The sequence below is a fragment of the Aquimarina sp. AD10 genome, from assembly GCF_003443715.1.
Lineage (GTDB): Bacteria > Bacteroidota > Bacteroidia > Flavobacteriales > Flavobacteriaceae > Aquimarina > Aquimarina aggregata.
Genome location: NZ_CP031965.1, coordinates 1,911,438 through 1,925,333 on the forward strand (window position 1 = coordinate 1,911,438; position 13,896 = coordinate 1,925,333).

The following is a 13,896-nucleotide window of genomic DNA, read 5'->3' on the forward strand; positions in this document are numbered from 1 at the left end:
AAATGACAGAAGGCAAGTATTTTATTAATTTATAAACTATGAGGAGCTTCTAAATAAGGAAATACGTTTAACGGTGTTTCTCCAGCACTACTCACACCATCGGTGACTAAGATTGGTAAGTCTGGTGTACCATCATTATCAATATCCTGTCCATTAAATCGATCTCCATTTTGACCACCAAATATTAGTATTAAAGAAATATCAATAACATCATCGGTTAATCTTCTACCTGTCAAAATATTAGTTCCATCAAAATATGTAGTTGGCGCTCCCGGAGCTACCTGTAATACATCAGAAGCTAATATTGTTGTTAGCGTTGTGGCATCTAATCCTAAAATGTTATTTTCATACTCAACACCAAATGCCGCGTGTAAAGCTACCGCCTGATCTAAAAATAAGGGTTGAAATTTTGCTCCTTGTTCTGAAGGAACTGTGATATTAAAATCATCCTTAATTGATGAACTTCCACTTAATACAGTATTGATACCTGGTCTCCCCATTTGATCTTCTTGTTCAAAAGTGCCACTAAAATCTAAAGGTTCAGGTCCTGTTGTATTATCGTCGTTTCCGCAACTCATTAAACTTGTTAGTAAAACAAATACTGCTATTATATTTTTTAATTTATTAAGTTTCATAATCTATATTTTTATTTTTATTATTGTTTTCTTTTAGCCTCTACCCAAGCATTAAACACCTCTACTCCTGTTCCTGCAGGATGACTAAATGTCCCTCCTAGTAAAGAATTAGGTACTTCTACAACAATAGACAGCACATTTGTTTGGTCAAAATCATCATTCCCAGGATTATTAAATCCGCTTGGTGCCATACCACCTATTACCTGATTAAATTGACTAAAATCAAAAAAGAACGGATCTTCTCGCAATCCCGCGAAATAAGAAATTCCATTATCAGAAGAAGTAGTTGCATTTGCACCAGAACTGATAGCAACTTCGCCTAAGTATTGAGTTTGATCATTAATTGTACTATTTAAACCAGTGGCAGAAGGTTGATAAGGTCCAAAAAAGTACATAACTCCATTTCTTGGTATAGCCTGAATTATAAGATCTTCTACGAGATCACCATTATTATCTATGTTTATTTCAACCAATACATTTTCGTCAAATGTAGCATCATTACCCGCAGGCGCTAAAGAGCTTTGTACGTTTGCTACAAAAACTGTATTATCAGGATTTGCAGCCTCAAAAGCATAAAAATCTGTGATATCTGCAGTAGTTCCCGAAACTGCTGGAGCATCTAGATGATCAGCTGCTGTTAAGACTACCCCAATACAAAGCAGTCCTCCAATAATAAATAAGTTTGTTTTTTTAATCCGTTTCATTTTTTTAATTTTAAAGTTTACAGCAATATCTACGAGAAGAAATATCTAATGGTTTTTATTTGATTGTTAAATATTTGTTAACACAAATTCTTTCTAAAATTTATACCTTGAAACTTAGTTAAATGAGAAGTAACCAAATCCCCAACGATATGTAAACAAATTTTCGGTAAAGCATTTGATGAAATAAAACTAACTTTGTAACAAACAGTATCGCCTATGAATCCATCAACTCTAGGTTGGATTGATAAATTTCTACGAGAACAGGAAGAGAACAAAATACTCTATTCTATATCTCTTGATAGGTTGTATCTAGATTTAAAAAAAGCAGGATTTATTTATGGTACTTCGATTGAGACTATATTACCGCATAATCCTAGTATTACATACTCTGAAGAAGAGCGTACTAAAATCAATTTGTTTACTGCATTAATTGTTACGTACCACGATACTATAGAAAATGGAAGTAAAGACGATTGTATTGATGCACTGATTCATTTTTACGGTTTTTTAGATACCAAAAAATCATTATTTTCATTTGTTAACGCACTTACAACTAGTAAAAGTGAAAAACTAGAAAAAATCATTCATACTAGAATTCAAACCAATGAATCTATTTTCAAGAAAAACTTTAGCCATTTACTCACTAATGCATTACTTTTTATTGATATTCTAGCTTTTGAACATTATCTGATTCATGATAAAGATCCTATAGAATATGCTGCTAAGTTAGAAGAAACCCTAACAAACACTGTTTTTTTAGCCTTAAATTCTAAAGAAAAAAAAGATGACTATGATGAATTATTGGTAAAGTTATTTGCTTCTTCTGTTCGATATACTAGTGTTTCGACAGAAGAAGAAGCCAGTTTTGATCATATAGACCTTGATGAGTATACCGATGATTTAGAGAAAAGGTATATTCTTGATCTTACTTGTCTCGCGGTGTGGAATGATATAAAATTAGATAAAGGAGAGCAGGACTTTATTTCTGCACTGGGAGCAGAACTTACTTTACCCAATAGTCTGGTTCTAGACTCTCTTAAGGATGTATATACTTTTATAGAAAATCATAAAGAGAATATTACATTTTTTAATTATTCACATCCAGCGTTACATTTCTATCAACAGACTTCAAGAACAGTAAGTGTTTTGATTCTTAGAAATAAAAAACGTCTTATAAAAGAAATTTCTGAAAGTAAAGACCTTATGATTTTATTAGGTCAATCTGCTATGAGAGACTTATCTAAAGAAGAAAAAAAACAAGTAAAGCAGCAATTGCTTGATATTTGCAAAACGATTCCTTCTTTAGCAATATTTATATTACCGGGGGGTAGTCTTTTGCTTCCTTTATTAGTAAAGTTTATTCCTCAATTACTACCCTCTGCATTTAACGAGAATAAATAGTCTTTTTACAATTCTAGTTTTTCAAGTTCATTGTAGTTATTTTTAAGTCTACGCGTTAAGATGCCATAAATCAATCTATAGAATAAGGCTATAAACGCAATTGCAACTGCCATAACAAAGATTGTAATTGCTATTACTAAGAAAACTGGTATATCTTCATCTGCAGACTGTTGTGAATATGTATCTGTGAAAAAGGTTAAATACCCTACTATACTCATTGTAGTAATGACAAGAAAACTAATATTTACCCAAATATAATGTCTAACCGTCTTGCGTGTTTTTAAAATATTTTGCATTAATATTTTAGCAGAATCTGTTGTTTTAATCCTTTTATAATTGAGATAAAATCGAATGATAAAATAAATTAAAATAGAATAGGATAACACTGTTGAAACGATAGAAAACCCTTCTAGTCCTTGAACTTCTAAACCATCATATTTGCCACTAAGTCTTACGGCAATGTCAATTGAAGCCCACAATAAAAATTCTAATACGCTAATAACAAAAATCCATTTCACGATTGAAGAAGATTTTTTCAATATCATTTGATAAATTTCTTCAAACGATAACCTAGGAAGGGCGGCTTCTTGCTTCTGCCAGTCTTTTTTTAATAATTCTAATTCATCCATGGGGTTATGGGTTTAATATTTTTTTCAATTTTGTCTTAACTCTATTCATTTTCACTCTAGCATTTACCTCGCTTATACCCATAGTATCAGCGATTTCTTTATATGATTTATCTTCTAAATACAAAAAAACCAAAGCTTTTTCTATATCATTAAGCTGTTTTACAGCAGCATACATTAATTTTAATTGTTGCTCTACTTCATCATCGTACTCTTCTGCCTTAATTCTAAAATTCATCGTATCAATATCCGTCGTCTTAAGACTTCTTTTTGATCTACGATATAATGTAATAGCCGTATTTAAAGCCACTCTATACATCCAGGTACTAAATTTAGCATCTCCTCTAAACTTTGGATAAGCTTTCCAGAGCTGAATTGTAATTTCCTGAAACAGGTCATTATGCGAATCCTGATCACTGGTGTAAATTCGGCAAACCTTATGAACAATATTCTGATTTTGCTCAAGGTTCGTTACAAAACTATGTTCTAATTCTTTATTCACTTTAGTTAGTTACATCTTATTGGTAGTTCAAAAAACAAATATGTTACAATCAAAACTAAAATTTATTATTCTACTATATTTTTCTTCATTAACAAAAAAAATAACTACTTCAAATAATACTATAATTTAATATATAAAAACAACCTTTTTTTAGGGTATATAACTTTATCATTTTACCTTTGTCTGAGATGAATAGCATAAAAATATATAGATGAATATTCCTTTCACTAATTTACCCAGATTAGTAATTATTGGTGGTGGTTTTGCCGGAGTTGCCTTAGCAAGAAAAATGATAAAAGAAGATGTGCAGCTTGTTGTTATAGACCGACATAATTATCATACCTTTCAACCTTTACTTTATCAAGTATCTACTGCATCTCTAGAACCCGATTCAATAGCCTATCCTTTACGTAAAATAGTTAAAAGAGGTAAGAATACTTATTTTAGAATGACCGAGGTAGAATCTATCGAACCCGAAACGAAAAGAATACATACATCTATAGGGTCTATTAGTTATGATTATTTAGTAATCGCTACCGGAGCACGCACAAATTTCTTTGGTAACACCAATATTGAGAATAATGCAATGCGCATGAAAAACCTACCGCAAGCATTAAATTTACGTAGTTTGATGCTTGAAAACCTTGAGCAAGCTGTTATTACTACTGATCCGGAAAAAAGAAAAGAATTATTAAGTTTTGTTTTAGCAGGTGCTGGTCCTACAGGAGTAGAATTGGCAGGTGGTATTGCCGAATTAAAACTAAATGTATTACCAAAAGACTATCCGGACATGGACTTTAGTGCAATGGAAATTCATTTGATAGAAGGTGCTAGTCGTGTATTACCACCTATGAGTGAGCATGCTTCAAATAAAGCTTCAAAATTTTTATCAAAACTTGGGGTACATATTCATCTAAACACCCAAGTAACTAATTATGAAAATAACTTGGTTAGCACCAATACTGATGTAACGTTAAAAACTGCCACCTTTATTTGGTCTGCTGGAGTTACCGGAGCTCCTGTTCAAGGAATTAATGCTTCTTCTATAATTCCTAGGGCTAATCGATACAAAGTAAATGAGTTTAATCAAATAGAAGGTTATGATGATGTTTATGCGTTGGGTGATATTGCCTTAATGGAAACCAAAGACTATCCTAAAGGGCATCCTATGGTCGCACAACCTGCTATACAACAAGGAAGTCATCTCGCCAAAAACCTAAAACGCCATTTTAAAAATAAACCGATGACTCCCTTTAAATATTTTGATAAGGGATCTATGGCTACTATAGGTCGTAATAAAGCAGTCGTCGATTTAGGAAAATTTCGATTTGGTGGTTTTTTCGCTTGGTTTGTGTGGATGTTTATTCACTTATGGTTTTTGGTAGGTTTTAGAAATCGTTTTGTTACTTTCTTTAATTGGACCTATAATTACATCAACTATGATAAAGCAGCTCGATTAATCGTGAGGCCTTTTAAGAATAAAGACTATAGTCGAAAGAGAGTTTAGTGATAAAATCAATTATCTTCAAAAAATAATTTCGACGGTAAATCTATAAACTCTTGTCGAGAGACTTTATCTCCTTCAGATGGAGGAATTATTGGTATGGAATCTGATAAATAAGAAATTCTATCAAACTCAACATGCTTTTTTCCTTCTTTCAATTCTAAAATAAGCCCTGGTAATCCCCAATATCCCATTGGCCCCTCATTTTTATCTATCATTTTGGTATACCATGCCTCAATTAGTGTATCTTGTTTTTGCAATGTAGCCTTGTAACAGACATATTTACCTATTTTTTTTCTGTCTTTAGTAAGAACCCAATTGGGTTTTATAATTGCTTCTTCTATTAAAAATGATCTTCTTCGAAAATCAAACACATACGCTCGAATAGCACTGGTTTTATTCATTCGATCCAAATCTTTATAAACTATTTCAGAATTATAAAAATTAATAATAAACTTCTTTATAACCTCTCCTGAGCTGGTAGTAACTTGTTTAGATATTGTATCATTCTGCACTTTTTCCTGTGGATAATACAAGGATCTGTTTTTGTCGATTCTTAAAACTGTAGTGAATCTATATTCTGGTATATCTTCTAAAACAAAATCATATTTCTTATATTCTTCCATCTTTTTTCTTATGGAGTCAAAACTTCTTCTTGCCTCTACATATAATGAGTCAGGATCATTTTCTGGTAAAGCCATTTCACTTAGTTCTACCCTTCCCATATACATAGAATTCTTCTTTTTTGATTTTGCGGGAACCCTTTTTTCTTTATAAAATACAGTTAATTGTTGCGCATTCGAAGATAATGCTACTAAGGCAATAATTAGTGGTAGTATTTTTTTCATGATTTAATTGATGATGAATAATTATGAATTGGTTGATGCATATAAAATCTTCTGTGGAATTTAAAAAAATAGATAGTTACTTTAAATTTATAATCTGGTTTAGTTTTCCATAAACTGTAACATAGGTAAATCATCGATATGATCTCTTGTCACTTTTTCTCCAACACTTGGTGGTTTTACTATAAAACCATCTAGATCGAACACAACTTTATCCAATAAAATATGTGTGGATCCATTTTTGATTTCTAAGATAAGTCCCGGCAACCCCCAAAAACCTATTGGGCCAGATTTTATGGGAATATCTTCGGTATACCATACTTCTATTAGTTTTTGATAAAGCTCTGTATCACGAGAAGTTATATATTCATGTGCTTCATTAGGGTTTTCTAGAACTGCTTTTTTACAAGAGTATCTTCCGATTGTTTTTTTTTCATTTTTAAAAATCCACTTTTGAGAAACCAGTTTCTCCTCGACTAAAAAATCCTTACCGTACGCATGCTCTGTAGACACTTTTAACTTAGCATCCAAATCCATAAAAGTAATTGTATGATCCCTTTGAGCAACTTCTCTAGAAATCACAGTCTTGCCTTTTTCACCATATGCAATAGAACTATTTATAGTATCGTCCCATATTTTTTTTTGCGGATAATGAATAGATTTTTGTCCTTTAATTCTTAAAACACTAATATATTTAAATAACGAAAACTCCTTTTCATGTTCTTTGGCTTTTTCTTGCATTAGAGTACTCAATTCTTCACCCCCAATAGCTTTGATTCTATATTGGCTATGTCTAAGCTTCTGGTAGTCCGACTTTCTTTTTTCCTTATAAAACACTGTTATTTCTTGCCCTACACCGACAAATGACATCAATAAAAAAAACAACAATGAATTGATTTTTAGAGCTTTAACCATGACCATCTATCTAACTTTTATTTTGAACTAAAAAATTAGTTAAATATACCGTCTTTTCAACTAAAGGCTTAGTTAAAATTAATTTTTATTTCACAAACCCACTTTTGCAATCCATCCATGTTTTTCTACAATTCGGTATATTTCAATTTCTGTTCTTCTTCATTTACAAGACTTTTGACTCATCAATCAATACAAATTCATATCGATGAGACGAACATTAACTTTAGCTTTTACCCTATTTACATTGCTTTCAAATGCGCAAACAACTATAACAGGAAACGTAATTGATCCTTCTGGAACGCCAATTCAAGGAGCTAATATTTACCTAGATGGCACATATGATGGTGCTTCTTCTGATGAAAATGGATCATTTTCATTTGCCACTACAGAAACAGGAATTCAAACATTAATTATCTCCTTTCTTTCATTTGAAACATTTTACTTGACAACAGAGCTTACCAAAATGTCTCCTTTAGCAATCACTCTAAAAGAAGATGTTAATTCGTTAGGAAGTGTAATCCTAAATGCTGGAACATTTGCTGCAGGAGATAATAGTAAGGCATCTGTTCTTACTCCTTTAGATATTGTAACTACTGCCGGTTCCAACGGTGATTATATTGCAGCCCTACAAACATTACCAGGAACATCTAATGTAGCCGAAGATGGTCGACTTTTTGTTCGAGGTGGAGATGCCAATGAAACCAACGTTTATATTGATGGGTTACGGGTTTTTCAACCATTTTCGGCAACTGCTAATAACATTCCTACTCGCGGACGTTTTTCTTCGTTTCTTTTTGAAGGAACCAATTTTTCAACCGGAGGTTACTCTGCAGAGTACGGAGATGCGCTCTCTAGTGTTTTACTACTAAATACAATTGATGAACCTGATCAGGAAAAAACAGATCTTCAATTTATCAATGTTGGCCTAGGTCTTGGTAACACACAAAAATGGAAAAAAAACTCACTAAGTGTTAATGCATTCTACGTCAATTTAAAACCATATCAAGATATTATTGAGCAGCGTGTAGATTGGATAAAACCATTTGAATCTTTAACCGGTGAAGCTGTATACAGACATCATTTTAAATCTGGTACACTAAAGGTTTATGGAGGACTTACTTATACTGATTTTAAACTTATACAAGAAGATATTAATACTCCCGAAGGGATCAACCTTAATCTTAAAAATCGTAATTTATATCTAAATACGTCATACAAGGGATCTTTAGGTAATGATTGGACAATAACAGCAGGAACAAGCTTTGCTAATGATCATAATGACATCTTATTTGTCACTACAGATGTAACTAATAATGAAAATAGTTTTCATGGGAAATTAAAGTTAAGAAAACGGTTTAGTAATAGGTTTAAACTAAATTTTGGTGCAGAACAATTTTTAACTTCTTTCTCTGAAGAAACAGAAAATCCTGATTTTGGTGCTTTTCAAACATCTTACGATAATAATAGTACAGCTCTTTACACCGAAGCCAATATATTTTTTAGCAAAAAACTGGCACTACAAACCGGTATTAGAGGAGTTCATAATACATTATTAAAGTATACAAAAATTTCGCCAAGAGCCTCCTTAGCCTATAAAACCACATCCAAATCACAAGTATCATTAGCTTATGGCGACTTTTATCAAGCTCCACAGCAAGAAGTCCTAAAATACAATTTTGATTTAGAACCTGAAAAATCATCGCATTATATCTTAAACTATTTATATCAAAACAATGGAAGAACTTTTAGAGCAGAAGGGTATTATAAATCGTACGACGGACTTATTAAATACGATACAAACTCTCCTATGTTTAATAGCGTATTTAATAACAATGGAGATGGTTATGCCACCGGTATCGACATCTTTTGGCGTGATAACAAGTCAATAAAAGATCTTGATTACTGGGTAAGTTACTCATATCTGGACACAAAAAGAGATTATAGAAATTATCCGGATCGTGCTACACCAAATTTTGCCGCGAAACATAACCTTTCACTTGTTACAAAATATTGGATTGGTGATTGGAAATCTTTGTTAAGCACAACATACAACTTTGGTTCGGGCAGACCATATAATAATCCAAATGAAACTCTCTTTCAAAATCAAAAAACAAGAACGTTTAACACACTCAATTTTAGTTGGGCCTATTTAATAAGTCAACAGAAAATTCTTTATTTCTCTGTTTCCAACGCTCTCGGCTTTGATAATGTTTTTAACTATCAATACGCTAATACTCCTGACTCTAATGGAACTTTTTCAAGAAAAGCGATTAGACCAACGGCAGATCGGTTTTTTATTCTGGGCTTCTTCTGGACTATAAGCGATAACAAAACAGATAATCAATTAGATAATTTATAACCTTAAAATTAAACAAATATGAAAACCAGAACACTAATTTTTCTTCTTACTGTCTTAGTAAGTTTTCAAACAATTACAGCTCAAAAATCAAAAAGCAATATTGCAGTTACCATCACTAATATAGACTCTGCTGATGGCACTATAAAAGTTGGTTTATACAAACAAAAAGAGAATTTTCTAAAACAACCATATAAGGCGCTTAGTATTAAAGCAAAAAAGGGAAAGGTACACGTAGTATTTGAAAACATACAACAGGGAGAATATGCAATTTCTTTATATCATGATGAAGACGACAATCAAAAACTAAATACAATTATAGGTATCCCAACAGAACCTTATGGAACAAGTAACAATGCTAAAGGTAAGTTTGGACCTCCAAAATGGGAAGATGCTAAATTTACATTATCTGACAAAAATGTAGAACAATCGATACAATTATAACAGTGTAATAGTAACTATTTTGATAAACCGTAGCATAATTACAGTTCATCTAAAAAAAAATACACTTCGGTCAGAAATACTATAAGACTCGCATCTTATACATGATCTTTATACTATAAAACTAAAACAAAACTAATTATGAAAACAATATTAATCCTTCTAACGTTTTTTACGTTTACAACAATGACCTCACAAAATTCCTATGAAAAAGGAATGTCAAAGGCTTTTGAATTATGGGGAAGTCAAAAACCGGATGAAGCAATTAACCTTTTTGAACGTATTGCCAAGGCAGAAAAAGAAAATTGGATTCCATATTATTACGCAGCACAAGTTCATATCATAACTACCTTTGGAATTAAGGATGCAGAAGAAATAGAGTCTCGGTTAAAAAAGGGGCAAGATTTTCTAAACGAAGCCAGAACATTCTCAAAAGATAATGCAGAAATTTTAATTATGGAAGCCATGCTAAATACTGCTTATGTAGCCTACAATCCATCAGTTTATGGTATGACACATTCTGCCAAAGTTGAAGAATTATATCAAAGAGCTAAAAAGTTGGATCCCGAGAACCCGAGAGCTACTTTAAATCACGCAGAATGGAAAATGGGAAGCGCCAAATTTTGGGGTAAAGACCCTAAAGCCTTTTGTCCCGAAGTAGAAAAAGCTATCTTGTACTTTGAAAAAGAAGCAAATAACAATATCCCTTTTTATCCGAAATGGGGTATGGATCAAGTGACTAGAATTCAGCAGAATTGCAAATAGAAAATAACATTTAAGACAAATACCCAATAAATTACATGAATGTAGGTATCCTAAAATTAGCGAAAATAAGTATCATTATTGCCATAATTATAGATCTGGTATTTATCTTATTTAGAATAGGTACACCTATAACTTGGTTAGGGGAACTAGAAAACTTATCAATACATTTTATGTTTTCTTTTGCATTAACCTCTGTAAATGGCTATTTCTTTTATTTTTTGGATCGTTGGTATACATGGGAAAAACACCCGAAAAAAAAATTATGGTATGGCGCCATAGGATCCATTATACTAACAATGATAACCTTAGCAATAGTACGACTACTATTAATCGTAGGTATTTATGGAAAACCTTTTAATAAGTTTATAAAAGATGAAAAATTAGATTTTTACATTATAGGATTTGTCATCACATTGGTTGCATCACTTTTTTTTCATGCATTTTACTTCTTTAAAGAGTTACAAAAGCAAAAAATTACAGAGCAAAAAATAATTGCGGGTACCGCTTCTGCAAAGTTTGCCGCTTTAAAAAATCAATTAGACCCACACTTTTTGTTTAATAGCCTAAATGTGCTAACCTCTCTTATCGAAGAAAATCCAAGGATGGCACAGAAGTTTACTACTTCATTATCCAAAGTATATCGCTATGTATTAGAGCAAAAAGACAAAGAGTTGGTAACGGTAGATGAAGAATTAAAATTTGCAAGAACGTATATGACATTAATACAATTACGATTTGAGGACAGTATTGTATTTGACATACCCGACAAAGCCACTAATGCTGATGCTAAAGTAGTACCATTGTCACTTCAAATTTTACTAGAAAATACGGTAAAACACAATGTCGTAATGCCAGAGAGACCTTTGCACATTAAGATCTACGAAAAAGATAATTTTTTAGTGGTAGAAAACAACCTTCAACCTAAAGAAGTTATCAAACAAAGTAGTGGTGTGGGATTAGGAAATGTAATGCAGCGATACGCATTACTCACTAAAAGAAAATTTTCAGTATACAAAACGGAAGATGCCTTTATAGCAGAACTTCCCATATTAACTAAAAAAATAAAATTCGCAGATATGCAAGTTTCACAGACCATACAAGATATAGAAATGGCAAAAAGTTTAAAATATGAACGTGCCAAAGAACAAGTTAAAAAAATGAAAGAATTTTATGGAAACCTGATAGCATTTTGTATTGTTATTCCATTCTTGGCTTTCTTGAATTATTATACAACTAGCTTTAGATTTCCATGGGTACTATTTCCTATTGCAGGATGGGGAATTGGATTAGTATTTCATTATGCTGAAGCCTATGACAGACACCCCATTTTTGGAAAAGATTGGGAAAAGAGAAAAATAAAGAAATATATGGACGAATCTAAAAACTTTTATAATGAATAATTTAGAAGAAAAACGCGTATATGAATCTGCCAAGAAAAGATTAAAAGAAGAAAAAGGTTTTTATGTACATGTTGGTGTATATATTACAATTAACATAGTTAGTTTCATCTTTTTTATGACTGCGTTTGATACTGATTTTCCTTGGGTATTTTGGGTTAATGCACTTAGACCCTTATTATGGGGACTAGGATTGTTAGGTCATGGTCTTTGGACGTTTAGAAGAAATATTAAGTGGTTTAAGAACTCAATATATAGTAAACAATGGGAAGAGCGCAAGATTAAAGAACTCATGAAAGATGAAGATTTTTAACTTTTAAAGCTATTACAATGGAAAACTTTGAACAACAACGATACGAAAAAGCCAAAAAAAGAGTAGAAAGAGAAAAAGGCTTTTATACACACTTTACAATCTATTTAGCAATTAACCTGATATTACTAATTATTAATTCTAATTTTTTGAATGAAGGATTTAGTAATTTCTCACAATGGTGGTTATACATTACACCAATATCATGGGGAATAGGCCTATTGTTTCACGGGCTATCAGTTTTTGCTAAAACCCCTATATTTAATAAAAAGTGGGAAGAAAAAAAGATTAAAGAGTTAATGGATAAAGATGAGTTTTAAACTTTAAAACATGAGGTTATGAGAAATTTTGAAGAACAAAAACGATATGAGCGTGCTAAAGATCGCGTAATAGAAATAAAGAAATTTTATAATAATTTGATTTCTTATATATTAATAATTGGTTTTTTAGCAGGAGTAAATTATTATTCAAGCGGAGAAAACTGGGATCACCCTTGGTTTCTCTGGGCTGCACTGGGTTGGGGAATTGGTCTAACTATTCATGCCATAAAAGCTTTTAGAGTTAATCCTATGTTTAATAAAGATTGGGAAGAACGTAAGATTAGAAAATATATGGAAGAAGAACAAGATAATCAAAAACAACTTTGGGAATAAAACAAACCAAACCATTACTTAATTTAATAAAAACAATGCATATATACTTATGAATGTAATCATCATAGAAGACGAAAAACCAGCCGCAAGACGTCTTAACAGAATGCTTGGTGATCTTAATATTAATGTACACACCATGCTACATTCTGTACAAGAAGCTATAACATGGTTTAATACCAACAAACATCCAGATCTTATATTTCTAGATATTCAATTAAGTGATGGATTATCTTTTGAAATCTTTGACGTGATTAGTATTAAAAGTTCGATCATATTTACAACAGCCTATGATGAGTATGCGCTAAAAGCATTCAAACTAAATAGCATCGATTACCTACTTAAACCTATAGACGATGAAGAATTAGAAGCTGCGGTTATTAAATACAAGGAACAAACCCCTCAAAAACAACAAATACAGGTAGATTTTGAGGATATCAAAAAACTACTGGTTAACCCTATGGATCGTACTTATAAAAGACGATTTACAGCAAGAGTTGGACAACATCTAAAAATATTCTCTGTAGAAGATATAGAGTGTTTTTATTCTGAAAACAAAGGGACATACCTACATACCAATGATAATCGAAATTATCTAATTGACACTACTTTAGAAGCATTGGATGAAGAGTTAAATCCGCAACAGTTTTTTAGAGTTAGTCGAAAATTTTATATCAATATCAATGCTATAAAAGACATTATTTCTTATACTAATTCTAGGTTACAAATAAAACTTAATAGCTTTAATGAACAGGAAGTAATTGTAGCCCGAGAGCGTGTTAAAGATTTTAAAGCCTGGTTAGAGTAAAAATAAAAACCAAGAGGAAAAACAGCACCTCTTGGTT

Annotated in this window: 16 protein-coding genes; 10 read left to right on the forward strand and 6 right to left on the reverse strand. The window is 31.8% G+C overall.

Features of this window, described 5'->3' with window-relative positions:
* Positions 1–29: 29 nt before the first annotated feature.
* Together D1816_RS26190 and D1816_RS26195 are read right to left on the reverse strand one after the other, a co-directional pair.
* The gene (locus tag D1816_RS26190; protein ID WP_066318412.1) at positions 30–635 is read right to left on the reverse strand and encodes a DUF4331 family protein; all 606 of its coding nucleotides are present in this window, start codon (positions 633–635) and stop codon (positions 30–32) included.
* Positions 636–655: 20 nt separating this feature from the next.
* The gene (locus D1816_RS26195; protein ID WP_118506231.1) at positions 656–1,330 is read right to left on the reverse strand and encodes a DUF4331 family protein; all 675 of its coding nucleotides are present in this window, start codon (positions 1,328–1,330) and stop codon (positions 656–658) included.
* Positions 1,331–1,555: 225 nt separating this feature from the next.
* On the opposite strand from D1816_RS26195, the gene D1816_RS08035 reads away from it, so the two are divergent.
* A complete protein-coding gene (locus D1816_RS08035) occupies positions 1,556–2,740 on the forward strand; it encodes an LETM1-related biofilm-associated protein (protein WP_118502109.1) in 1,185 nt (394 codons plus the stop codon).
* Between the two features lie 5 nt (positions 2,741–2,745).
* Here D1816_RS08035 and D1816_RS08040 read toward each other — a convergent pair whose 3' ends face one another.
* Positions 2,746–3,369 carry a hypothetical protein gene (locus D1816_RS08040; RefSeq protein WP_118502111.1) on the reverse strand — a complete coding sequence of 208 codons (624 nt, stop codon included), beginning with the start codon at positions 3,367–3,369 and terminating at the stop codon, positions 2,746–2,748.
* A gap of 4 nt (positions 3,370–3,373) precedes the next feature.
* A complete protein-coding gene (locus tag D1816_RS08045; protein WP_066318420.1) occupies positions 3,374–3,868 on the reverse strand; it encodes an RNA polymerase sigma factor in 495 nt (164 codons plus the stop codon).
* Between the two features lie 211 nt (positions 3,869–4,079).
* On the opposite strand from D1816_RS08045, the gene D1816_RS08050 reads away from it, so the two are divergent.
* A complete protein-coding gene (locus D1816_RS08050) occupies positions 4,080–5,375 on the forward strand; it encodes an NAD(P)/FAD-dependent oxidoreductase (protein ID WP_118502113.1) in 1,296 nt (431 codons plus the stop codon).
* Between the two features lie 8 nt (positions 5,376–5,383).
* Here D1816_RS08050 and D1816_RS08055 read toward each other — a convergent pair whose 3' ends face one another.
* A complete protein-coding gene (locus D1816_RS08055; RefSeq protein ID WP_118502115.1) occupies positions 5,384–6,220 on the reverse strand; it encodes a GLPGLI family protein in 837 nt (278 codons plus the stop codon).
* Between the two features lie 99 nt (positions 6,221–6,319).
* Positions 6,320–7,132: a GLPGLI family protein gene (locus D1816_RS08060; protein ID WP_158597714.1), complete on the reverse strand. Its 813-nt coding sequence runs from the start codon at positions 7,130–7,132 to the stop codon at positions 6,320–6,322.
* 205 nt (positions 7,133–7,337) lie between these two features.
* Here D1816_RS08060 and D1816_RS08065 point away from each other — a divergent pair, with 205 nt between their 5' ends.
* The 8 genes from D1816_RS08065 (at position 7,338) to D1816_RS08100 (ending at position 13,859) form a co-directional block, all read left to right on the forward strand.
* Positions 7,338–9,491, forward strand: coding sequence for a TonB-dependent receptor (locus D1816_RS08065; RefSeq protein ID WP_118502119.1), 2,154 nt, complete (start codon positions 7,338–7,340; stop codon positions 9,489–9,491).
* Between the two features lie 18 nt (positions 9,492–9,509).
* Entirely contained in the window at positions 9,510–9,932 is a 423-nt protein-coding gene (locus tag D1816_RS08070; protein WP_082832565.1) for a DUF2141 domain-containing protein, read from the forward strand.
* Between the two features lie 138 nt (positions 9,933–10,070).
* Positions 10,071–10,694, forward strand: coding sequence for a M48 family metallopeptidase (locus tag D1816_RS08075; RefSeq protein ID WP_118502121.1), 624 nt, complete (start codon positions 10,071–10,073; stop codon positions 10,692–10,694).
* Between the two features lie 35 nt (positions 10,695–10,729).
* Positions 10,730–12,094, forward strand: a complete 1,365-nt coding sequence (locus D1816_RS08080) for a 2TM domain-containing protein (RefSeq protein WP_066318431.1) — start codon at positions 10,730–10,732, stop codon at positions 12,092–12,094.
* Positions 12,087–12,404 (forward strand): 2TM domain-containing protein, encoded by a 318-nt coding sequence (locus D1816_RS08085; protein ID WP_066318433.1) that lies wholly within the window; start codon positions 12,087–12,089, stop codon positions 12,402–12,404. The genes D1816_RS08080 and D1816_RS08085 overlap by 8 nt, the downstream gene beginning before the upstream one ends.
* A gap of 17 nt (positions 12,405–12,421) precedes the next feature.
* Complete coding sequence (locus tag D1816_RS08090; protein ID WP_066318435.1) at positions 12,422–12,721, forward strand: 2TM domain-containing protein; 300 nt, start codon at positions 12,422–12,424, stop codon at positions 12,719–12,721.
* An 18-nt stretch (positions 12,722–12,739) separates the two neighbouring features.
* A complete protein-coding gene (locus D1816_RS08095) occupies positions 12,740–13,054 on the forward strand; it encodes a 2TM domain-containing protein (protein WP_066318442.1) in 315 nt (104 codons plus the stop codon).
* Between the two features lie 49 nt (positions 13,055–13,103).
* The gene (locus tag D1816_RS08100) at positions 13,104–13,859 is read left to right on the forward strand and encodes a LytTR family DNA-binding domain-containing protein (protein WP_066318443.1); all 756 of its coding nucleotides are present in this window, start codon (positions 13,104–13,106) and stop codon (positions 13,857–13,859) included.
* The last annotated feature ends 37 nt before the right edge of the window (positions 13,860–13,896 follow it).